General features: G+C 73.5%; 17 protein-coding genes. 4 read left to right on the top strand and 13 right to left on the bottom strand.

Annotated elements, in window-relative coordinates:
• Positions 1-4: 4 nt before the first annotated feature.
• Positions 5-1,630, bottom strand: a complete 1,626-nt coding sequence (locus ACFC0Z_RS11675) for a TerD family protein (RefSeq protein WP_376435503.1) — start codon at positions 1,628-1,630, stop codon at positions 5-7.
• Positions 1,631-1,773: 143 nt separating this feature from the next.
• Positions 1,774-2,349 carry a M48 family metallopeptidase gene (locus tag ACFC0Z_RS11670; RefSeq protein WP_376435501.1) on the bottom strand — a complete coding sequence of 192 codons (576 nt, stop codon included), beginning with the start codon at positions 2,347-2,349 and terminating at the stop codon, positions 1,774-1,776.
• Positions 2,350-2,585: 236 nt separating this feature from the next.
• On the opposite strand from ACFC0Z_RS11670, the gene ACFC0Z_RS11665 reads away from it, so the two are divergent.
• Together ACFC0Z_RS11665 and ACFC0Z_RS11660 are read left to right on the top strand one after the other, a co-directional pair.
• The gene (locus ACFC0Z_RS11665; protein ID WP_376435498.1) at positions 2,586-3,818 is read left to right on the top strand and encodes a TOMM precursor leader peptide-binding protein; all 1,233 of its coding nucleotides are present in this window, start codon (positions 2,586-2,588) and stop codon (positions 3,816-3,818) included.
• A gap of 42 nt (positions 3,819-3,860) precedes the next feature.
• Positions 3,861-5,210: an ABC1 kinase family protein gene (locus ACFC0Z_RS11660; protein WP_376435495.1), complete on the top strand. Its 1,350-nt coding sequence runs from the start codon at positions 3,861-3,863 to the stop codon at positions 5,208-5,210.
• Positions 5,211-5,226: 16 nt separating this feature from the next.
• Here the strand turns inward: ACFC0Z_RS11660 and ACFC0Z_RS11655 are convergent, their stop codons facing one another.
• The 5 genes from ACFC0Z_RS11655 to ACFC0Z_RS11635 form a co-directional block, all read right to left on the bottom strand.
• Positions 5,227-5,409: a hypothetical protein gene (locus ACFC0Z_RS11655; RefSeq protein WP_360809215.1), complete on the bottom strand. Its 183-nt coding sequence runs from the start codon at positions 5,407-5,409 to the stop codon at positions 5,227-5,229.
• Between the two features lie 130 nt (positions 5,410-5,539).
• Positions 5,540-5,863 (bottom strand): hypothetical protein, encoded by a 324-nt coding sequence (locus tag ACFC0Z_RS11650; RefSeq protein WP_376435492.1) that lies wholly within the window; start codon positions 5,861-5,863, stop codon positions 5,540-5,542.
• Positions 5,860-6,231: a WhiB family transcriptional regulator gene (locus tag ACFC0Z_RS11645; RefSeq protein WP_376435489.1), complete on the bottom strand. Its 372-nt coding sequence runs from the start codon at positions 6,229-6,231 to the stop codon at positions 5,860-5,862. Before ACFC0Z_RS11645 ends, ACFC0Z_RS11650 begins: the two co-directional genes overlap by 4 nt.
• A 169-nt stretch (positions 6,232-6,400) precedes the next feature.
• Complete coding sequence (locus ACFC0Z_RS11640) at positions 6,401-6,760, bottom strand: hypothetical protein (RefSeq protein WP_376436644.1); 360 nt, start codon at positions 6,758-6,760, stop codon at positions 6,401-6,403.
• Positions 6,761-7,004: 244 nt separating this feature from the next.
• Complete coding sequence (locus ACFC0Z_RS11635) at positions 7,005-9,185, bottom strand: ATP-dependent DNA helicase UvrD2 (protein ID WP_376435487.1); 2,181 nt, start codon at positions 9,183-9,185, stop codon at positions 7,005-7,007.
• 148 nt (positions 9,186-9,333) lie between these two features.
• Between ACFC0Z_RS11635 and ACFC0Z_RS11630 the strand changes: the two genes are divergently transcribed.
• Positions 9,334-9,588 carry a mycoredoxin gene (locus tag ACFC0Z_RS11630; protein ID WP_116158971.1) on the top strand — a complete coding sequence of 85 codons (255 nt, stop codon included), beginning with the start codon at positions 9,334-9,336 and terminating at the stop codon, positions 9,586-9,588.
• Between the two features lie 122 nt (positions 9,589-9,710).
• The gene (locus ACFC0Z_RS11625; protein ID WP_376435485.1) at positions 9,711-9,956 is read left to right on the top strand and encodes a hypothetical protein; all 246 of its coding nucleotides are present in this window, start codon (positions 9,711-9,713) and stop codon (positions 9,954-9,956) included.
• Between the two features lie 22 nt (positions 9,957-9,978).
• Here the strand turns inward: ACFC0Z_RS11625 and nudC are convergent, their stop codons facing one another.
• The 6 genes from nudC to ACFC0Z_RS11595 form a co-directional block, all read right to left on the bottom strand.
• Entirely contained in the window at positions 9,979-10,938 is a 960-nt protein-coding gene (gene nudC, locus ACFC0Z_RS11620) for an NAD(+) diphosphatase (protein ID WP_376435482.1), read from the bottom strand.
• Between the two features lie 35 nt (positions 10,939-10,973).
• Positions 10,974-12,395 (bottom strand): dipeptidase, encoded by a 1,422-nt coding sequence (locus ACFC0Z_RS11615; RefSeq protein WP_376435479.1) that lies wholly within the window; start codon positions 12,393-12,395, stop codon positions 10,974-10,976.
• A 10-nt stretch (positions 12,396-12,405) separates the two neighbouring features.
• Positions 12,406-15,846 carry a UvrD-helicase domain-containing protein gene (locus ACFC0Z_RS11610; protein WP_376435476.1) on the bottom strand — a complete coding sequence of 1,147 codons (3,441 nt, stop codon included), beginning with the start codon at positions 15,844-15,846 and terminating at the stop codon, positions 12,406-12,408.
• Between the two features lie 58 nt (positions 15,847-15,904).
• Positions 15,905-16,762 carry a hypothetical protein gene (locus ACFC0Z_RS11605; RefSeq protein ID WP_376435474.1) on the bottom strand — a complete coding sequence of 286 codons (858 nt, stop codon included), beginning with the start codon at positions 16,760-16,762 and terminating at the stop codon, positions 15,905-15,907.
• A gap of 85 nt (positions 16,763-16,847) precedes the next feature.
• Entirely contained in the window at positions 16,848-17,615 is a 768-nt protein-coding gene (locus ACFC0Z_RS11600; RefSeq protein WP_376435471.1) for a hypothetical protein, read from the bottom strand.
• A gap of 162 nt (positions 17,616-17,777) precedes the next feature.
• Positions 17,778-21,299: an ATP-dependent helicase gene (locus ACFC0Z_RS11595; RefSeq protein ID WP_376435469.1), complete on the bottom strand. Its 3,522-nt coding sequence runs from the start codon at positions 21,297-21,299 to the stop codon at positions 17,778-17,780.
• Positions 21,300-21,344: the final 45 nt, after the last annotated feature.

Raw genomic sequence — 21,344 nt, 5'->3', positions numbered from 1 at the left:
TCCCTCAGACCTCGTAGGGCTGGACGACGATGAAGTTGCCGGGGGCGCCCCGGAACTGGAGGTTGACGGTCTCCCCGCTGTGGCCGGGGTACGCGTTGCGGCGCAGCCGGACCTGGCTGGAGAGGATGACCTGGGCCGCGGACGACCAGGCGACGACCGCGTTGCAGTCGGCGAAGGTGGTCGGCGTGACGGGCAGGACGACGGGGACGCCGTGGGTCTTCACGACGACGGTGCCGGTGCCCTGGAACTGCATGGTGAAGAGGGCGCCGCCGGGGATGCCGTGGCCCTCGATGCGGCGGACCTCGTACTGGAGGGACTCGTCGAACGCGAGGACGTTCTCCGCGGAGACGCAGATGCCGTCGCCCTGGAGCTCGATCGGGTGGAGGTGCGCGCCTTCCTCGGCCAGGAAGACCTGGCCGCGGCCGGTGCACTTCATGAGCTGCATCTCCTGGCCGGTGGCGTTGCCGACGATCCGGCCGGAGAAGCCCGCGCTCTTGTAGGAGAAGTCGACCTTGCCCTGGTACATGACCATGGAGCCCTGGCGGGCCAGGACGGGGACGCCGCCCATGGCGAGGTCGACCCGCATGAGCTGCTGGTTCTGCGGGGTCCAGCGGGCGCCGGTCGCGGTCTCCTTGTACGGCGCGAGCGCGGCGGCGAGGCCCGCGCCGGTGGCCGGTACGCCCTGCGGGACGCCGGCCGGCTGGCCGTACGCCGGGGGCTGCTGGCCGAAGGCCGGGGGCTGCTGCCCGTACGGGGCGGGGGCGGCCTGGCCGTACGGCTGCGGCGGCTGGCCCTGGCCCGGGTACTGGCCCGGGATCTGACCGGGGATCTGGCCCGGGACCTGGCCGTACGGCTGCTGCGGCGGCTGCCCGTACGGGGCGGGGGCCTGCGGCGGGACGGGCGCTGGTGCGACGGGCGCGACCATCGTCGGTGCCGCGTGGACCGGCTGCGCGGGCGCGGCCGGGGCGCCGAACGCGGGCGCGGGGGCCTGCGGGGCGACGGGCGGGGCCGGGGGCGCGCCGAAGGCCGGCGGTGCCGCGGCCTGCGGCGGCGCGGCGAAACCGGGGGCCGGGGCCTGGGCCTGAGGAGCCGTCGGCTCCTCCTCGGCGACCTCGCCGCCGAAGTTCCGCAGGAGCGCGTCCAGGCCGCCGTCGAAGCCCTGGCCGACGGCGGCGAACCGCCACACGTCCTTCAGGTAGAAGTCGCCGAGCATCACGGCGCGCTCGGTGCTGAACTCCGAGCCGGTGAACGCGTACCGGGCGACCTCTTCGCCGCCCGCGACGATCCGCAGGTGGCCGGGGCCGATCTGGGACATCTGGCCCGCGCCGTCGATGGTCGCGGTGAACGACAGCTTGTGGATGTTCGCGGGGATGCGGTCGAGGGTGACGCGGAACGACTCGGTGTCACCGGACTGGGCACCGAGGAGCTGGATGGACTCCTCGGGCGACTTCGGCTGATTGAAGAAGACGAAGTAGCGGTCGTCGGAGAGCCGCTCCTCCGCGTCGAGCCCGAAGCAGCTGATGTCGAAGGTGAGTCCGGGCGCCGCGATCTGCACGCCGACGTACAGATCCGTTCCGGCGGTCAGATCACTGATCTTGGCCTTGTGGCCGCGTTGGAATTCCCTGGCCATGCGTAACGACCGTCCCCCATCCCGAATGGCGAATGTTCGCGCCAGGCTAACGGCTGAGTACGACATTGAGACAGGGCGGGTCGTTTATCGGTACGGAATCGCGAACTTGACGCACTCGCTCTCACCTCGGGGTATCCGCGCCGTCACTCCTCGCGGGCGGCCGGGAGGTGCGGGAGGCGGGAGGCGGCGACGACGCCCTCCAGATAGCCCCGGGCGCGCTCGGTGCGGGGGTAGGCCTCCAGGAGGCGCCAGAACCCGGGGCCGTGGCCGGGGACCAGAAGGTGTGCCAGTTCGTGCAGGAGGACGTAGTCGACGACGTACTCGGGCATGCCCTGGAGCCGGTGGGAGAGGCGGATGCTGCCCTCGGAGGGGGTGCAGGAGCCCCAGCGGGTGTTCTGGTTGGTGACCCAGCGGACGGAGCGGGGGCGGGCCCTGCCGCCGAAGTACTGCTCCGACAGGCTGAGGGCCCGCTCGGTGAGCTCGCGGTCGCCGAGGACGCCGCGGCTCTCCTGGGCGGCGAGCTTGTCGAGCATGACGGTGACCCAGCGGCGTTCCTCGGCCTCGGACATGCGGGCCGGGATGAGCACGATGGTCCGGTCGCCCTCGCGGTAGGCCGAGACGGTTCTGCTCCGCCGTGGGCTTCTGCGGACCTCGACCGCGTTCGTCCCCGAGCCGCGGGGCGGCTGACTGGTCACGCTGCGCTGTGGGTCGGCGGGCACGGCCCCGACGTTACCCGGCGATGGCGGCGGAAGTCCCGTCTCCGGGTCGGTTCCGGGCGGTTTTCGGGGAGGCCACGACCCCCAGATTGATCATTTGAATGACTATTCCCCTGCCCTGTGGACAACTTTCGGCGCCCGTCGTGACGCCGGGGCATTCTCTCCTCAGAGCGACGGAACGACCGTTGCCGATCATGAAATGTGGTCCGAAACCTAAGGTCAGAGCGGGGGCGGGGGAAATGCATCCGATGGTGAAGCCGGCGCTGCGGCGCGCCTGGCGGGGTCTGCGGTGCGTCCAGTTCGGGATCACTCCCGCGCACGCGGTGGTGATGAGTCCGGTCACGACGCACACCGGGGCGGTCCTCGGGCTGCTCGACGGCACCCGGGGGATGGAGCGGCTGAGGGCCGAGGCGCGGGAGCTCGGGGTGCCGGACGGACACCTGGAGGAGTGCGTCGACCGGCTCGCGGCCTCCGGGCTCCTCGCCGACGCGGCGACCGGGCGGCCGGGCAGGGCGGGTCCGGGGGCCGGGGCGGTGGACACCGCGCTCGACCCGCTCCGCGCGGACCTCGCCTCCCTCTCCGTCGTCCACCGCGAGCCGGACAGCGCGGTACGGACGCTGGGCGCCCGGCGGGCGATGCGCGTCCAGGTCCGGGGCGCCGGGCGGGTCGGGACGATGGTCGCGGCCCTGCTCTCGGCGGCGGGGGTGGGAGCGGTCGAGGTGGTGGACTCCGGGCGCGTGGAGCCCTGGGAGACGGCCCCCGGCGGACTGCCCGCCGAGTCCGTCGGCGAGCGCCGGGTGACGGCCGCCCGACGCCTGGTCGGCCGCTGGGCCCGGGGCTTCGCCCGGGACACCGGACCGGGCACCGGACCGGGCACCGGACCGGGCACCGGACCGGGCACCAGTCGGGGCACCGGCCGGAACACCGGCCGGGGCTGCCCGCCCCGGAAGGACGGCGACCGCGGCGCTCCCCCGCTGTCACTCGTCGTGGTGACACCCCGGGACGGGCTCGGGGCGTACGTCCCCGACCCGCTCCCCGCCGAGCCGTGGATCGCCACCGGTACCCCCCATCTGTACGCGGGTGTGGTGGAGGCGACGGGGACGGTCGGGCCGCTCGTCCTGCCCGGCGGGACGGGCTGCGCCCGCTGCCTCCAGGAGCACCTGACGGACCGGCAGCCGTTCCGGCCACTGCTGCTCGCGCAGTGGCGCTCGGGGCCGCCGCACCCGCTGCCCGCCTGTGACCTGGCGCTCGCCACGGCGGTGGCGGGGCTCGCCGCGGCCCACGCGCTCGCCTTCCTCGACGGGGACCTGCCCGCGAGCACCGGCACCCGGTGGGAGGTGTCCCTGCCGCTGCTGGAGTGGCGTGCCGAACAGCTGCGGCCGCACCCGGCCTGCCCCTGCGGGGCTGCGCGCGGCGCGGAGCGGGAGGGCACCACCGGGGCCCGAGGCGCGCAGGACACAATGGCGGGGTAACAGCCCTGCGGGACACGGCAGTCTGGGATTTGGAGGGGCGCAATGTCTGATCTTCCCCGGAAGGCGGTCACCCGGACCGCCAAGTTGGCCGCGTTGCCCTTGGGCTTCGCCGGCCGGGCCACCTGGGGTCTGGGCAAGCGGATCGGCGGGAAGTCCGCCGAGCTCGTGGCCCGTGAGCTCAAGGAGCGGACGGCGGACCAGCTGTTCAAGACCCTGGGCGAGCTGAAGGGCGGGGCGATGAAGCTCGGACAGGCGCTGTCCGTCTTCGAGTCCGCCCTTCCGGAAGAGGTCGCGGGGCCGTACCGGGTGGCGTTGACGAAGCTTCAAGAAGCGGCGCCGCCCATGCCGACGAGCACCGTCCACACGGTGCTCGGGGAGCGGCTGGGCGAGGACTGGCGGGGACTGTTCCTGGAGTTCGAGGACAAGCCGGCCGCCGCCGCCTCGATCGGTCAGGTGCACCGGGCCGTCTGGCACGACGGGCGCGAGGTCGCGGTCAAGGTGCAGTACCCGGGCGCCGGGGAGGCCCTGCTCTCGGACCTGACACAGTTGAGCCGCTTCGCCCGGCTCCTCGGGCCGCTGGTGCCGGGGATGGACATCAAGCCGCTGATCACCGAGATGCGGGACCGGGTCGCCGAGGAGCTGGACTACGAGCTGGAGGCCTCGGCCCAGCGGGCGCACGCGGAGACCTTCGCGGCGGACCCCGACGTGGTGGTGCCGGCGGTGGTGCACCAGTCGGAGCAGGTCCTCGTGACGGAGTGGATGGACGGGACCCCGCTCTCGGAGGTGATCGCGGACGGCACGCAGGCCCAGCGGGACCGGGCCGGGCAGCTCCTGGCCCGCTTCCTCTTCTCCGGCCCCTCGCGAACCGGGCTGCTGCACGCCGACCCCCACCCGGGGAACTTCCGGCTGCTGCCCGGGCCCGGGGGCGAGGACGATCCGGCGGGCATGCGGCTCGGCGTCCTCGACTTCGGGACCGTGGACCGGCTGCCCGGCGGGCTGCCGGAGACGATCGGCGTCTGTCTGCGCGGAGCGCTCGGCGGCGAGGCCGAGACCGTCTACGAGCTGCTGCGCGGGGAGGGCTTCGTCAAGGAGTCCGTCGCCCTCGACCCGGACGCCGTCCTGGAGTACCTGCTGCCGATCATCGAACCGGCCGACGAGGAGTCCTTCCTCTTCACGCGCGGCTGGCTGCGCACCCAGGCGACCCGGATCGCCGATCCCCGCTCCCCCGCGCACCAGCTGGGCAAGCAGCTCAACCTGCCTCCGTCGTACCTGCTGATACACCGTGTGACGCTCAGCACGATCGGGGTGCTCTGTCAGCTGAACGCGACGGTGCGGCTGCGGGACGAGCTGGAGGAGTGGCTGCCGGGCTTCGTCGCCCCGGACGCCGGCTGAGGCCGCCCTTCCGGGGTCACCACCAGGCCGAGTCGAGTCGGCCCTCGATCGCGCGGATGTTGGCGCGGGCGCACTCCTCGCAGAAGTACTCGCGCCGGCCGTTCTCCACGGAGCACGTCCAGGTCAGGGGGAGGGTGTCGGCGGTCTTTCCGCAGCGCGCGCAGGCGAGGGGCGCCTCGGGGGTACGGGCGTCGTTCATCCTCGTGACGATAGCCCGGCGGGCGGTCCGCGGAGCGGTCAACGCACCGCGGGGGCCGGTCCGTTCGGACCGGCCCCCGTGGGGGCGCCCCGGAGGGGCGCGGGGTGTGCGTGGCTCCGACCCGTGAGGGTCAGTTCATGACGGCCATGGCCAGGGCGCGGCGGGCGCGCAGCGAGACGCGCTCGGCGCGACGCTGCATGCGCCGGGCGGCGACCAGGCGCACGGCCTGGCGTTCCGCCTCGGCCTCGCGGTGTCGCTCATGCATATGGGCACGGGCCAGGGCTTCGGGGATGAGTTGCATTTCGCGGGTCCTGTTCTGACGCGAGGCGGGCGCGCCGGCAGTGGAGAAGAGTGAGGTCGCGGAGCCGAGGGGCTCACTGGCGGAAGAGGTCATCGGGTCCTGCTTCTGGGGATCGTGCGTGAGGGGGCGGTCGATGGTTCCGGTGCCGTTCATGCCGCGACGACCGGGTTCTTGCGCGGACGGCCACGGGGCCGCTTGCGGGCGACGACCACGCCCTGGACGAAGAGCTCGCCACCCCAGACACCCCAGGGCTCGCGGCGCTCCTTCGCGCCGGCCAGGCAGGCGGTGACGAGGGGGCAGGTCTGGCAGAGGGACTTCGCGTACTCGACGTCGGCCGGGGACTCCGCGAAGAAGACCTCGGGGTCGAAGGTGCGACAGGGAACGGGGACGCCGAGGTTCTCGATGGCGTCGTCGAGCGCGGTGAGCGCGGTAAGGGGGGTCAAAGCGGGGTCCTCCGTGAGGCCGGGCAGGGAGTTCGAGTCGGAAGGCGGTACGGACGGGGCGTGCGCTTCGAGATGCACGGTGGTCATTCCTCGTCTGGTCGTTCCGGCCTGTTGGCCGGGGTTTCGGCTGGTACCGGGTTTTCGGCCGAGGCCCCTTCGCTCCGTCGTCCCCGTTCGGGGACAAACAAAAGGGCCGCGGATCCCGGGTGGGGTTCCGCGGCCCTGAAGGCGCCTGTCTGATCCTGGATCAGACTGGATCACTCCAGGGTTCGAGCCCACGGAAGGCCCACATCATGTGGTCGTGCGTCGTCGTCTGCTGCGTCTGCTGCTTGCCGGCACCGGTCGCCGCAAAGCCATACGCCGTGGCCTTGCCTGCAGCTGCTTCCAGTGCCTTGGTCGGTCGCTCATTGCCCCGCTCCACGGAGACGGCAAAGCCGCGGCCGGTAAGAACGGCGACGGGCAGACCGGCGACGGGCAGACCGGTGGCCGGGACATGGGCGACGGTCAGAGCGGCGGCGGACGAGCCGGCGACGGACAGACCGGTGCCAATGAAGGCCGAGGCGGAGAGGCCGAGGGTGCGGGCGGAGACGATCGAGCGATCGGTCATTTTGGCGTTGGCGGCAACGACGGCAACGTCGGCGGAGCTGACGGTGCGGGTCTTGATGCAGCTGCTGATCACGGGGAATCGCCTCCTCTCGGCGTCTCGGAGGGCTCGGGTGCGAGCCGGACCCTCAAGTCTTTATTTGGACAAGTACAGCACGAAGACAGGGCTTCGAAGAAGCCGCCGTTTCCGTGGTTAAGAACCTATGGCGCTTGACGGGGCAGGCGCAAACTATTTTTCCCACGAGTTTTCAAGAGACCTCGATCTCGCCCGCCCCTCCCTCCCCACCTGCGCAGATGGCCAGGACGTCGGCCCCGAAGCGGACGAGCTTGCGCGTGCCGACCCCGGAGATGGCCGAGAGCTCTCCGTCGGTGGTGGGGACACGCTCCGCGATGGCCATGAGTGTCTTGTCGGTGAAGACGCAGTAGGCCGGCTGGGCGAGCTCGCGGGCCTGCTCGGCGCGCCAGTCGCGGAGCCGCTCGTACAGACCCTCGTCCATGTCCGAGGGGCAGTCCTCGCAGCGCAGCAGCTTCATGGCGCCGGCCTCGGTGAGCGTCACCCCGCAGACCCGGCACAGGACCGGGCCTCGCGGCTTGCGGCGGGCCGTTCCGAGGCTCCGCTCGACGCCGCCGACGGCCAGGGGCCTGCTCCGGCCGGCGGAGCCCGAGCCGGGCCGCAGGCCGTTGAGGAAGCGGGTGGGGCGCCGGGAGGCGCGGCCGCCGGGGGCGCGGGAGAGCGACCAGGAGAGCGCGAGGTGGAGCCGGGCCCGGGTGACGCCCACGTACAGCAGGCGACGCTCCTCCTCGACCTGCTCGTCCGTCTTGGCGTACGTGATCGGCATCATGCCCTCGCTGAGGCCGACGAGGAACACGGCGTCCCATTCCAGGCCCTTCGCCGAGTGCAGCGAGGCGAGCGTGACGCCCTGGACCGTCGGGGCGTGCTGGGCGGCGGCCCGCTCGTCGAGCTCGGCGACCAGGTCGGAGAGGGTGGCGCCGGGCTTGGCGCGGGCGAAGTCCTCGGCGAGCCGGACGAGGGCGGCGAGGGACTCCCACTTGTCGCGGGCGGCGCCGGAGCCGGACGGCGGCTGAGTGGTCCAGCCCTTGGTCGAGAGGACGGCCCTGACCTGCGCGGGGAGGTCCTCGGCGTCGTCGAGGAGGGAGTCGTTGCCCCCGGCGCGGGCCGCGCCGCGCAGGGCGATGCCCGCCTCCCGTACCTCCTGGCGCTCGAAGAAGCGCTCCGCGCCGCGCAGCTGGTACGGCACGCCGGCGTCGGCGAGCGCCTGCTCGTAGACCTCCGACTGGGCGTTGATCCGGTAGAGGACGGCGATCTCCCCGGCGGGGACGCCGGCGGCGATGAGGTCGCGGATGCGGCGGGCGGTGCCTTCGGCCTCGGCGGGCTCGTCGGCGTACTCCGTGTAGACCGGCTCGGGGCCCGGGTCGCGCTGGGAGATCAGCTCCAGGCGGTGCTCGGCGGCGCGGCCGCTCGCCTGGTTCAGGAGGTCGTTGGCGAGGTGGACGACCTGCGGGGTGGAGCGGTAGTCGCGGACGAGCTTGACCACCGTCGCGTTCGGGTGGCGGTGGCGGAAGTTCAGCAGGTGGTCGGGGGTGGCGCCGGTGAACGAGTAGATCGTCTGGCTGGCGTCGCCGACCACGCAGAGGTTGTCGCGCTCGCCGAGCCACAGGTCGAGCAGCCGCTGCTGGAGCGGCGAGACGTCCTGGTACTCGTCCACCACGAAGTGCTGGTACTGGCGGCGGATCTGGTCCGCGATGTCGTGCCGGTCCTGGAGGATGCCGACGGTGAGCAGGAGCACGTCCTCGAAGTCGATCACCGAGCGGTCGCGCTTGAGCTGCTCGTACATCGCGTAGATCTGGCTGATTTCCGCCGGGTCGCGCGGGGCGTCCCTGGTGGCCTTCGCGACCGCCGCCGGGTAGTCGGCGGGGACGGTCTGGGTGACCTTGGCCCACTCGATCTCGCCCGTGACGTCCCGCAGTTCGTTGCGGTCCAGCCGCACCCGGCAGCGGGCGGCGGCGTCGGCCACGAGCTGGATCTTGCGCTCCAGGAGCCGGGGCAGATCGCCACCGACGGCTTTCGGCCAGAAGAACTGGAGCTGGCGGAGGGCGGCGGAGTGGAAGGTCCGCGCCTGGACACCGCCCGCGCCGAGCTGCCGGAGCCGCCCGCGCATCTCTCCGGCGGCCCGGTTGGTGAAGGTGACGGCGAGCACGCTGGCGGGCTGGAGTATGCCCGACCGCACCCCGAAGGCGATCCGGTGCGTGATGGCCCGCGTCTTGCCCGTGCCGGCTCCCGCCAGCACGCACACCGGGCCGCTCAGGGCCGTGGCGACCTCGCGCTGCTCGGGGTCGAGCCCGTCGAGCACCGCGTCGGCCGTCTCCGGGACCTGCGGGAAGAGAGTGGAGTGCGTTGCTGCTGTCACGCTCTCCATGCTGCCAGGTCCCCCGCGGCACGGGCCGCGCGTTGTCCACAGGCGGGAGACGCCGGTCATACGAATTGAGGGAATGGGGTCGCGGCGTCGTACGTTCTCCTTCTCGGCACCCGTCCGCGAACAAGAGGAGCGCCAGGCCATGCAGGGCACTGTGACGATGTACAGCACCACCTGGTGCGGCTACTGCCGTCGGCTGAAGAGCCAGATGGACCGCGAGGGCATCGCGTACACGGAGATCAACATCGAGCAGGACCCCGACTCGGCGGCGTTCGTCGAGAAAGCCAACGGCGGCAACCAGACGGTCCCGACCGTCCTGGTCGTCTCCCCCCAGGGCAGCGAGTCGGTGATGACCAACCCGTCGCTCGCCCAGGTCAAGCAGGCGCTGGCGGTCTGAGACCGCGCCGACGCGACGACACGAGAGCCCCCGGCCGTCACGGCCGGGGGCTCTCGCGTGTCCGGGGGCTTTCGCGCGTCCAGGGGCGCTCGTGTGTCCGAGGGCACTCGTACGATGCGCGGATGCTCTCTTCCCTGCCCGCCGACACGCGTCGGCTCCTCCTCGTGGCCTGCGCGGTCACGGCCCTCGTCGCCGGGTCCGTCGGCTGGTACGCCGGCGAGACCGTCAGACCCGACTGCTCCTATGCCGTGACCACCTTCGGGCCCCCCGCCCAGCAGGACGAAGCCGTCGAGCGGGGGTACTACGCGGCCGTGGGCGCCGGGGACTGCGAGCCTCCGCACGCCCGCTGGCGCTTCTGGCTCGGCTGACCTCCCGCGCGCCCGACGCGCCTCAGACCACGTCGCCCGGCTTCGGGAGCGGCTTGCCGTACCAGAGTTCGATCAGGCGGGAGGCGATCGAGATGCCGTACGGCGGGAGGACCTCGCCGGTCTCGAAGGCGGTCGCCAGCTCCTCGCGGGAGAACCAGCGGGCTTCCTGGATCTCCTCGCCGTCGACGTTGATCTCCGCGGAGGTGGCGCGGGCGAAGAAGCCCAGCATCAGGCTGGACGGGAACGGCCAGGGCTGGCTGCCGATGTACTCGACCTCGCCGATCGTGACGCCGGCCTCCTCGAAGACCTCGCGGACGACCGACTGCTCGATCGACTCGCCGGGCTCGACGAACCCCGCGAGGGTCGAGAAGCGGCCCTCGGGCCAGTGGACCTGGCGGCCGAGGAGGATGCGGTCCTCCTCATCGGTGACGGCCATGATCACGGCCGGGTCGGTCCGCGGGTAGTGCTCGGCGCCGCAGGCCTGGCAGCGGCGGATGTGGCCGGCCGCCGCGATGACCGTGCGCTCGCCGCAGCGCGAGCAGAAGCGGTGGAGCCGCTGCCAGTTCTCCAGGGCCACCGCGTGCACCATGAGGCCCGCGTCCCGGTCGGACAGGAGGAGGCCCGCCTCGCGGAGCCCGGCGGGGCGCGCGGACTGGTCCATGCGGCCCGGCAGGGTGTCCTTCTGGAGCGCGAAGTACGAGACGCCCTCGGCGTCCGTGCCCAGGAAGTAGCGGTGGGTCTCGGTGACCGGTGCCTCGAAGGCCGGGGTCATGACGAGCTCGGTCGTGCCGTCGGCGCGGTCGTCGATGAGCACCTGGCCGCCGGAGACCACGAAGACCCGGGTGGTGGGGTGGCTCCAGGCCGCCGCGAGCCACGCCTCGTCGAGGCGGTGGTGGGCGGCCCGGTCGATGCCGCTGGGCGCGGTGAGCGAGATCGGGCGGTCCGGCCGGTCGCCCGTCGAGGTGTTCTTCAAGGTGCTCACAGGTGCTTCCAACTCCCCCGGATCGGTGTGTTATTTCAGCGCTGGGCGCTGTGGAGGGCGGCGGGCAGGTCACCGCTCCACAGGTACGCGGTCGTCTCGACGCCCTTCATGAGGAGATCGAGCTCGATCTTCTCGTTGGGGGCGTGCCAGCCGTCGGACGGTACGGAGATGCCGAGGAACAGGACGGGCGCGTCCAGCACGTCCTGGAGGTCGGCGGCCGGGCCCGAACCGCCCTCGCGGGTGTAGCGGACCTTGGCGCCGTCGAAGGCCCGGCTCATCGCGCCCGCGACCGCCTTGAGGGCGGGGTGGTCGAGCGGGGTGAGGCAGGGGCGGGTCGGGGCGCCGAAGACGATCTCGTACCGGATGCCGGCGGGGACGAGGCCCGCGAGCCACTCCCGTACCGCCAGTTCGATCTTGTCGGGGTCCTGGCCCGCGACGAGGCGGAACGACAGCTTCAGCTGGGCGGAGGCGGGGACGATCGTCTTGCCGCCGGGGCCCTGGTAGCCGCCGCCGATGCCGTTGACCTCGGCGGTCGGGCGGGCCCAGACGCGCTCCAGGGTGGAGAAGCCGGCCTCGCCGAGGGTGCCGTGGGACTTGGCCGTGCGCAGCCAGGCGTCCTCGTCGAAGGGCAGCTCGGCGACGAGGGCGCGCTCCGCGTCGGAGAGCTCGGTGACGCCCTCGTAGAAGCCGGGGATCGCGACGTGCTCGTTCTCGTCGTGGAGGGCCGCGACGATCCGGCCCGCGACGGTCGCCGGGTTCGGCACGGCGCCGCCGAAGGAGCCGGAGTGGATGTCCTGGTCGGGGCCGTACAGCTCGATCTCGCAGTCGGCGACCCCGCGCATGCCCGTGCACACGGTGGGGGTCGTCTCGGACCACATGCCGGTGTCGGAGACGATCACGGCGTCGGCGGCGAGCCGGTCGGCGCGCTCCTCGACGAGCGCGCGGAAGTGCGGCGAGCCGGACTCCTCCTCGCCCTCGATCAGCAGCTTCAGGTTGACGGCGGGGGCCGTGCGGCCGGTCGCGGCGAGGTGGGCGCGGACGCCGAGTGTGTGGAAGAACACCTGGCCCTTGTCGTCGGCCGCACCGCGCGCGTACATCCGGCCGTCGGCCACCGTCGGCTCGAAGGGCTCCGTGTGCCAGCCGTCCTCGCGGGCCGCCGGCTGCACGTCGTGGTGGCCGTAGACCAGGACGGTCGGGGCGCCGGGCTCGTCGGAGGGCCACTCGGCGAAGACCGCCGGGGCGCCGTCCGTCTCCCACACCTCGACCGCGGTGAAGCCGGTGTCCTTGAGCTTCCCGGCCAGCCATTCGGCGCTGCGCCGCACGTCTCCCGCCCGGTCCGGCTGCGCCGACACGGAGGGGATGCGCAGCCACTCCGCCAGGTCGCCGAGGAAGGCGGCGCGGTGCTGCTCGATGTACGTGCGTACGGCGTGGACGACGCTGTCCGGGGTCTCGCTCATGCCCACGAGCCTAGCCGCCCTCCGGGGGTGCCCCGCCCAGCAGGATCGCTTCGAGCCCGGCACGGCCGGGGAGCCGCGCCGGGCGGGCGACCTCACCCGTTCGGACGTACACGAAGGCGGCCGTGACCTCCTCGGGCGCGAGGCCGTGCTGCTCGGCCCAGGCGAGGCGGTAGATCGCGAGCTGGAGGGGGTCGGCGGTGCGGTGCAGGCTGGTCTTCCAGTCCACGATCTCGTACGCCCCCGACTCCGGGTCCCGGTAGACGGCGTCGATCCGGCCCCTGACCACCCGGCCCGCGAGGGTCAGGTGGACGGGGACCTCCACGCGGTACGGGGTCCGGTGGCCGTACGGCGTGCGGGCGAAGGCCTCCTTGAGGGCGTCGAGGTCCCGCTCGTCGAGGATCTCGGGCTCCCCGGCGAAGTCCTCGCCGCCGGGCAGCTCCTCCGGGCCGAGGAACGGCAGCGGGAGCTCCTCGAAGCGGGACTCCACCCACGCGTGGAAACGGGTGCCCCGGCGGGCCGCCGGCTGCGGCGGCTTGGGCATGGGGCGGGCCAGGTCCCGCGCGAAGCCGTCGGGGTCGTCGGCGAGGCGCAGCACCTGGGAGGCGGAGAGGTACGCGGGGAGCAGGACGTCACGGGTGGTGGCGCGGGTGCGGCGGAGCTCGGTGGTGAGGGCGGTGAGGTCGCGGTCCCAGGAGGCGATGGTTCTCGCGTCCTCGGGGGTGAGGTCGGGCGCCTGTTCCTCGTACGGCTCCGAGGGCGGCTCGGGCTCCCTGACCTCGCCCCGGGGTGCGGGGACGGCGTCCCTGTGGGTGTCCTCGGGGAGGGCCTCTTCGTCCTCGTCCCAGACGGGTTCGTCTTCGTCCGGCCACAGGTCCTCAGGGTGCGGGTCCTGGAGGTCGGGCGCTGCGCTACCGGGGTTGTGCCCACTTGTTCCGCCCTGCGGAGCGACGGCCCACAGCTTGGCGTGTACGGCCTCCGCCGCCGCGCGGCGCCACCGCAGCGCCTCCTCGTCCAGGGGCAGCGGCCAGGCCTGGTCCTGGAGGTTCTCCGTCAGGGACGGGTTCTCGGCGTCCGGCTCGGGTTCCTCCGCCCAGGCCTCGATGTCGCCGTGGCCGGTCTCGCAGTGCTCGTACAGCGCCTGGAGGAACTCCGAGGGGCCCCGCGGCTTCTTCTGCGCCGGGCCCCACCAGTGGGCGGAGCCGAGGAGGAGGGAGCGCGGGCGGGTGAAGGTGACGTAGCCGAGGCGGAGCTCCTCGGTGTGCTGGTGGTCCTTCATCGCGGCCTTGAAGGCCGTGAGGGACTTGGCGTCCCAGGTGTCGATCGCGGGGAGCGTCGGGGCGTCCCCGCGCAGGGCGTGGGGGAGGACCTGCGGCTGCGAGGTCCACGCCTCGCGCGCGCGTGCGCTGGGGAACGCGTCGGCGACGAGGCCGGGGACGGCGACGACGTCCCACTCCAGGCCCTTGGACTTGTGGGCGGTGAGGACCTTCACCGTGTTCTCGCCGCCGGGGAGCGCGTTGTCGAGGCCCTTCTCGAACTGGACGGCCGTCCGCAGGAAGCCGAGGAACGCGAGCAGGCTCGCCTCCCCGTCGAGGGAGGCGAAGCCGGCGGCGATGTCCAGGAAGTTCGACAGGGTCTCGCGGCGGCGCGCGGCCAGGGCGTGCGGGGAGGCCGAGAGCTCGACCTCCAGGCCGGTCGCGCCGAGGATCCGGTGCAGGACGTCCATGAGCGGGTCGGCGAGCGAGGAGCGCAGGGCGCGCAGCTCGGCGGCGAGCCGGGCGAAGCGGACGCGGGCCTCGGCGGAGAAGGGCAGGCCGTCGTCGGTGGCGCCGCCGGAGTCGAGGAAGGTGTCGAGCGCGTCGGCGAGCGAGATCACCTCGGCGGGGTCGACGCCCTCGACGGCGGCGGCGAGCCGCTGCTCGGGGTCCGGCGCGTCGCCGCCCCGGTGGACGAGGAGGCGGGCGCGGCGGCCGAGGAGGGCGAGGTCGCGGGGGCCGATGCGCCAGCGGGGGCCGGTGAGGAGGCGGACGAGGGAGGCGTTGGCCCCGGGGTCCTGGAGGACCTCGCAGACGGCGACGAGGTCGGCGATCTCGGGGAGGTGGAGCAGACCGGAGAGGCCGACGACCTCGACCGGCACGTCACGGGCGACGAGGGCGGCGTGGATCGCGGGGAAGTCGGTGGCGGTCCGGCACAGGACGGCGATCTCGCCGGGCTCGCGGCCGGTGCGGACGAGATGGGCGAGGGAGTCGGCGAGCCAGTCGATCTCCTCGGCGTGGGTGGGCAGGAGCGCGATGCGCACGCTGCCGTCGGCCTCGGCGCCCGGCGCGGGCCGCAGCGCCTCCACGCCCGCGTGCATGGCGCGCAGGGGGGCGGCGAGGCGGTTGGCGAGGTCGAGGAGGCGGCCGCCGCTGCGGCGGTTCTCGGAGAGCGAGTACCGGCTCGCGGGGGTGCCGTCCGCGTGCGGGAAGTGCTCGGGGAAGTCGTCGAGGTTGGCCACGGAGGCGCCGCGCCAGCCGTAGATGGCCTGGCAGGGGTCGCCGACGGCGGTGACGGCGTGGCCGGTGGCCGTACCGGAGGGGGCGCGGCCGAAGAGGCCGGAGAGCAGCAGCCGCTGGGCGACGGAGGTGTCCTGGTACTCGTCGAGCAGGACGACCCGGAACTCGTCGCGGAGGATCGTGCCGACCTCGGGCCGGGTGGTGGCGAGCTCGGCGGAGAGGGCGATCTGGTCGCCGAAGTCGAGCAGGTCGCGGGAGCGCTTGGCGGCGCGGTAGCGGGCGACGAGGTCGAGGAGCTCGCGGCGGGCGGCGGTGGCCTCGGGGATCTTGCGCAGCTCGGCGTTGGTCAGCTTGGCCCCGGCGAGGGCGGTGAGGAGCTCGGAGTCGTACGCCATGAGCTCCTGGGGCCGTACGAGGTGCTCGGCGAGCTCGCCGTCGAGCGCGAGGAGGTCGGTGACGAGGGTCGCGAAGGACTTCGTCAGGGCGGGGTACGGGCCGGGGGCCTCGCGCAGCACGCGCGCGGCGAGCTGGTAGCGGGTGGCGTCGGCGAGGAGCCGCGCGGTGGGCTCCAGGCCGATGCGGAGGCCGTGGTCGGTGAGGAGCTGCCCGGCGAAGGCGTGGTAGGTGGAGATGCGGGGCTCGCCCGGAGGATTGTCGGGGTCGATGACGTCGGGGTCGGTGACTCCGGCGCGGACCAGGGCCGTGCGGACGCGCTCGGCGAGCTCGCCCGCGGCCTTGTTGGTGAAGGTGAGGCCGAGGACCTGCTCGGGGGCCACCTGTCCCGTACCCACCAGCCAGACCACGCGGGCGGCCATCACCGTCGTCTTGCCGGAACCGGCTCCGGCCACGACGACCTGCGGGGCGAGCGGCGCGGTGATGCAGGCCGTCTGCTCCGGGGTGAAGGGGATGCCGAGCAGCTCCTTGAGCTCCTCGGGGTCGCCGATACGTGCGATGGTCACCCCAAAGAGGCTAACGGGGCCGACTGACAGTCCCGCCGTGTACGCCTCTGAGCTGCGGTTACGTCGAGGTGCCCTGCTCCAGCTTCGCGAGGTCCACGGTCTCGGAGGCCGGCGGTACGGTCACCTGGACCGGCTTGTCGTAGTCGGAGAGGACCATCGAGCCGGGGCCGTCGCCGCCCGTCTTGACCATCTTGAGGATGTACGGCTTGCCCTCCTGGGAGACGGAGACGGTGGTCGTCTCGCCGTCGGCCTTCTTCTGCACGAGGGTGGCGACGGGTGTGCCGTTCACCTCGCCGTCGTTCCCCCGGACCAGCCCGGCGCGGTCCGCCTTGTCGTCGTCGAGGTCGGCGAGCAGCCCCTTCAGGTCGCAGACGCCGCTGAGGTCGCCGCTGCCCGCCTGACCGGGGGCGATCTTCAGCCAGCGGCCCTTGACGAGCTCCACGACGGTGTCGATCTGGGCCGGGGGCATGCCCTGGGAGGTCATGGAGGCCCGCCAGAAGGCCTCGTCGCCCTTCATGTACGTGATGTCGTCGGCCCGGCGGAGCTCGGCGGTGCCGCCCTCGATCGCCATCGTGCCGGTGCAGTCGCCGCCGTCGTCGAGGGCGAAGTCGATGTCGAGCGGCTGGTCGTCGGCGACGACCCGGCCGGTCATGCGCAGCGAGGTCGCGGACTGGGTGGCGGCCACCGCGCGATCGCCGATCTCGTCGGCGGAGAGACCGTCGAAGGGGTCCGGGGAAGGGGCGGCCGCCTGTGCGCGCGCCGGGGGCGCCGCCGCCCAGGCCGTCACCGCGGGCGCGGGGCCCGCGACGGCGACGGCGGCGCAGACGACGGCCGCGGCGCGGAGCCTCCCGTGGAGACGGGAGCGGGAGCGGGGGTGGGAGTGTGGCTGGGGCTGGGGCTGGGGCTGGGGCGCCATGCGAGCCTCCTCGCGGATTCCCCGAGGCTCCCACCAGCGTCGCTCCGCGCGCGCGTGGCCGCTACTTCTGCGGACGGTGAAGCCGTCAGGAGGCGGAGAGGGTCTTCATCAGCTGCTCCATGTCGAGGGTCTCGCCGGCCGGCGGGGCCGTGACCGTGACCGGCTTGTCGAAGTCGCTGAGGTTCATGGTGCCGGGCTCCTTGCCGCCGGTCTCGACGACGCGCAGGATGTACGGCTTCGCGGCGTCCTTCGCGACGTAGAAGGTCGTGGTCTCCCCCTTGTCGCCCTTCTTCACCAGGGTGGCGGCGGCCTTGCCGTCCACGTCGGCGTCGTCGCCGCGGGTCATGCCCTTGCGGGGCGTGTCCTCGTCCATGTCCTTGACGATCGACTTGAGGTCGCAGAAGTCGGCGGTGTCGCCGTCGGCGCCGGCCGGCATCGCCAGCCAGCGGCCCTTGAGCGCGGTGGACATGGCGTCGGTCTCGGGGCCCGAGGCGCCCTCCTCGCCGCCGGAGGAACGCCAGAAGGCCTCGTTCCCCTTCATGTAGCTGGTGTCGGCGGTGCCGATGACCTGGGCCTCGCCGCCCTTGGCGGACTTCATCGAGCCCTTGCAGGTGCCCTTGGCGTCGACGGAGAAGTCGACGGTCATCTCTTCGCCGTCGGTCGTGCCGGTGCCGTTCATGCGGAAGGCGGTGGCGGCCTTCGTCGTGTCGACGGCCTTGTCGGCGATGGCCTCCGCCGTGAGCCCCTTGAAGGGATCGGCGGCCTTGTCCTCGCCCTGGGAACAGCCCGTGACCCCCACGGCCACGACCGCGCAGATCGTCGCGGTCGTCCAGAGCTTCCGGTTGGCCCTCATGCGCTTACCCCTCACGGCGTTCTTCACAGCTTCGCTTTACGGCGCCCTTATGGCGGCCGTACAGGGATGTGACTCGCGGGTATCGGCAAAAGTTGCATAAACGGAGCGTGACGCTCCACACAGATCATGTGACAGTTCGTCACGCCGGGGCCCGCGCCGTCGCTACTCCACGACCTGGCGGCCCTCCGGCTGGGCGCTGCACGAGGCCCGGAACGCGCAGGTCGTGCAGTGCTTGCCCGTCGTGGGGGTGAAGCGCTCGTCGAGGACCCGCCCCGCCGCGGTGGCGAGCAGGTCGCCGACCCACTCCCCCGCCAGGGGCTCCTGGGCCTGGACCTTCGGCAGGGCGTCCCCGCCCTCCTTCTTCGGCGCCGCCTGCCGCAGCTGTACGAGCTCGGCGCCGCCCGGCTCCGGGCGGCGGCCGTCGAAGACCTCGTCGAGGGCGCCCTCGCGGACGGCCAGCTGGTAGACGGCCAGCTGCGGGTGGTGGGCGACCTCGTCCCGGGTGGGGGCCGACTTCCCGGTCTTGAAGTCGACGACGTACGCGCGCCCGTGCTCGTCGGTCTCCACCCGGTCCATGGAGCCGCGGATGCGGACCTCGTACTCCCCCGCCTCCAGGGTCACGTCGAAACCGTGCTCCGACGCGGCGGGGGTGCGGCCGCCCCGGTCCATGACGTGCCAGCGCAGGAAGCGTTCCAGCGCCACGCGCGCGTGGGCCTTCTCCTGGGCGCTCTTCCAGGGGGCGTCGAAGGCGAGGGCGTCCCAGACCGAGTCCAGGCGGGCCATCAGGACGTCGAGATCGGCGGGCGTACGGCCGGAGGCGACCTCGTCGGCCAGGACGTGCACGACGTTGCCGAAGCCCTGGGCGGCGGTGGCCGGGGCCGCGGCCTTGACCTCACGGCCCAGGAACCACTGGAGCGAACAGGTGGTGGCGAGGTTCTCCAGGGCGCTCGGCGACAGCGCGACCGGCCGGTCCCGCTCGCGCAGCGGTACGGCGCTCCGCGTCGGCTCGTACAGGCCCCACCAGCGCTCCGGATGCGCGGCGGGCGCCAGCGGCTGGCCGTCCTCGTCGACGAGCGCGGCCAGGGACGCGAGGCGCTGCGCGGCGGCGTCGCGGAGCGCGGGCGAGGCCGCCGGATCGACGGTCGTCGCACGGAGCTCCGCGACCAGGGCGGAGACGGCGAGGGGACGACGCGGACGGCCCGGGACCTCCTTCGGCTCGACGCCGAACTCCGTGAGGAAACGGGACGGCTGGTCGCCGTCCTCGGCCGGGGCCTTCACCGCCGTGACGACGAGGCGCTCACGCGCGCGCGTGGCGGCGACGTAGAAGAGGCGGCGCTCCTCGGCGAGCAGGGCGCCGGGGGTGAGGGGCTCGGCGAGGCCGTCGCGGCCGATGCGGTCGGCCTCCAGGAGGGAACCCCGGCGGCGGAGGTCAGGCCAGAGGCCCTCCTGCACGCCCGCGACCACGACGAACCCCCATTCGAGGCCCTTGGAACGGTGCGCGGTCATCAGACGGACGGCGTCGGGGCGGGTGTGGCGGCGGGTCAGGGTGTCGGCGGCGATGTCCTGGGCGTCGAGCTCCTCCAGGAAGTTGAGGACACCTCGGCCGCCGACGCGCTCCTCGGCGCGGGCGGCGGTCTCGAACAGCGCGCAGACGGCGTCGAGGTCGCGGTCGGCGTTGCGGCCGGCCGGGCCGCCGCGGAGGGCGGCGCGCTCCAGACGGTCGGGCCAGGTGGTGCCGCTCCAGAGCGCCCAGAGGGCCTCCTCGGCGGTGCCGCCCTCCTCCAGGAGAGTGCGGGCCTTGAGGAGGAGGTCGCCGAGCCGCTTGGCGCCGCGCGCGTAGGCGGTGTCGTGCGCGACGAGACGCTCGGGCTCGGCGAGGGCGCGGGCGAGCAGGACGTCGGAGGGGGGCGGGAGCTTGTCGCCGGCGGCGCGCTCCTCGTCGCGGAGGGCGCGGGCCAGGCGGCGGAGGTCGGCGGGGTCGGTGCCGGCGAGGGGGGAGGCGAGGAGTTCGAGCGCGGTCTCGACTCCGAGCCAGGTGGCGCCGTCCCCGTGCGGGGGGCCGTCCCCATGCGGGGTGCCGTCGGGCTCGGGCTCGGGCTCTCCGGAGGCCGGGCCCGCGTCAGCGGTGGCGGCGGTACGGGCGGAGGAGCGGGCCGACGGTGCGGCGCCGTGGTCGGTTGTGCCCACCCGCCCCCAGAGCTCCGCCTGGGAGGTACCCCCGGCCCCGGCGGAACGCATGCCCACAACCGGGGTCGCCCCGGCCTCGGGCTCGCCCACAACCCGGTCGGCTCCCGGCTCAGGGTGGTGGGGCCTGGCTATGGCCCGCAGTGCCAGGAGGAGGGGAGCCACCGCGGGTTCGTGGCGGAGGGGGGTGTCGGCCGTGTCCGTTTCCACCGGGACGCCGGCCGAGGTCAGGGCTCGGCGGAGGGCGGGGAGGGTGGCGGAGGCGCGGGTCAGGACGGCCATGTCCTGCCAGGGGACGCCGTCCTCCAGGTGGGCGCGGCGGAGGAGGTCGGCGATGTTCTCGGCCTCCGCCGAGGCCGTCGGGTACGTGTACGCCTCCGCCCGGCCGCCCGGCCGCGCCGCCGTCAGTTCGCGGTGCGCGCGGACCTTCTCGGCGGGCAGCCGGGTCAGGGGCATGCGGTGGGTCAGCAGGCGGCTCGCGGCCAGGAGGTCCGCGCCCGCCCGGCGCGAGGTGCCGAGGACGCGGACGTCCGCGCCGCCGAACGCCGCCGGGAAGTCGAGGATGCCGTTCACGTCGGCGCCCCGGAACGCGTAGATCGACTGGTCCGGGTCGCCGAAGGCGACGACCGTCCGCCGTCCGCCGCCGGTCAGGGCGTGCAGGAGCCGGACCTGTGCCGGGTCCGTGTCCTGGTACTCGTCGACGTAGACGGCGTCGTACTCGGGGAGGGGGGCCTCGCCCGCCAGCAGGACCGCCCGGTGGACCAGCTCCGTGTAGTCCAGGACGCCCTGGAGGTCGAGGACGTCGAGGTACTCGGCGAGGAAGCCGGCCGCCGCCTTCCAGTCCGGGCGGCCGACCCGGTCCGCGAAGCGGGCCAGGGCGTCCGGGCCGAGGCCCAGCTCGCGCGAGCGCGCGAGGACCGCCCGCACCTCGTCGGCGAAGCCCCGCGTGGTGAGGCAGGCGCGCAGCTCGTCGGGCCAGCCGACCCGCCCGAGCCCGGCCTTCTCCAGGTCGATCTGGCCGGCGAGCAGCTCGCGCACGGCGAGGTCCTGCTCGGGCCCGGAAAGGAGGCGCAGCGGTTCGGCGAAGAGGTCCGCGTCCTGGTGGGCGCGGATGAGGGCGTAACAGTACGAGTGGAAGGTCGTCGCCTGCGGCGGGCGCCGGCCGCCGAGCCGCGTCGCCATCCGGTCGCGGAGCTCGACCGCCGCCTTGCGGCTGAAGGTGAGGACGAGGAGCCGCTCGGGGTCCGCTCCGCTCTCCATCCGGGCCGCGACCGCCTCCACCAGCGTCGTCGTCTTCCCGGTGCCCGGTCCGGCGAGGACGAGAAGTGGTCCGCCGGTGTGGTCAACCACTTCCCTCTGCACTGCGTCCAGCTGAGGGGGGTCCACCGGTGCCGGCGCGGTTCGCACCAGCCGGTACGCCCCCGTGGTCCGCTGCCGGCCCGAACCCGGGTACGGCTGTCCCTGGTGCGGCGTGTGCCGGGTGGTGGAGGAGGAGCTCACGTGGTTCGCCGGTCCTGGGAAGGGAAGCAGTGCGGGTGGTACGGG

It is taken from the genome of Streptomyces sp. NPDC056144, from assembly GCF_042264145.1.
In the GTDB taxonomy this organism is placed as follows: domain Bacteria; phylum Actinomycetota; class Actinomycetes; order Streptomycetales; family Streptomycetaceae; genus Streptomyces.
The sequence above is the reverse complement of the archived record's forward strand: the minus strand, read 5'-3'. Positions and strand labels throughout refer to the sequence as shown.

Excerpts from the sequence above, each read along its gene's own strand:
- ACFC0Z_RS11660 (WP_376435495.1), top strand. The coding sequence starts at position 3,861 with ATGTCTGATCTTCCCCGGAAGGCGGTCACCCGGACCGCCAAGTTGGCC.
- ACFC0Z_RS11625 (WP_376435485.1), top strand. The coding sequence starts at position 9,711 with ATGCTCTCTTCCCTGCCCGCCGACACGCGTCGGCTCCTCCTCGTGGCC.
- ACFC0Z_RS11655 (WP_360809215.1), bottom strand. The coding sequence starts at position 5,409 with ATGAACGACGCCCGTACCCCCGAGGCGCCCCTCGCCTGCGCGCGCTGC.
- ACFC0Z_RS11600 (WP_376435471.1), bottom strand. The coding sequence starts at position 17,615 with ATGAGGGCCAACCGGAAGCTCTGGACGACCGCGACGATCTGCGCGGTC.
- ACFC0Z_RS11640 (WP_376436644.1), bottom strand. The coding sequence starts at position 6,760 with ATGACCGATCGCTCGATCGTCTCCGCCCGCACCCTCGGCCTCTCCGCC.
- ACFC0Z_RS11650 (WP_376435492.1), bottom strand. The coding sequence starts at position 5,863 with ATGAACGGCACCGGAACCATCGACCGCCCCCTCACGCACGATCCCCAG.
- ACFC0Z_RS11675 (WP_376435503.1), bottom strand. The coding sequence starts at position 1,630 with ATGGCCAGGGAATTCCAACGCGGCCACAAGGCCAAGATCAGTGATCTG.
- ACFC0Z_RS11630 (WP_116158971.1), top strand. The coding sequence starts at position 9,334 with ATGCAGGGCACTGTGACGATGTACAGCACCACCTGGTGCGGCTACTGC.
- ACFC0Z_RS11605 (WP_376435474.1), bottom strand. The coding sequence starts at position 16,762 with ATGGCGCCCCAGCCCCAGCCCCAGCCCCAGCCACACTCCCACCCCCGC.
- ACFC0Z_RS11615 (WP_376435479.1), bottom strand. The coding sequence starts at position 12,395 with ATGAGCGAGACCCCGGACAGCGTCGTCCACGCCGTACGCACGTACATC.
- ACFC0Z_RS11665 (WP_376435498.1), top strand. The coding sequence starts at position 2,586 with ATGCATCCGATGGTGAAGCCGGCGCTGCGGCGCGCCTGGCGGGGTCTG.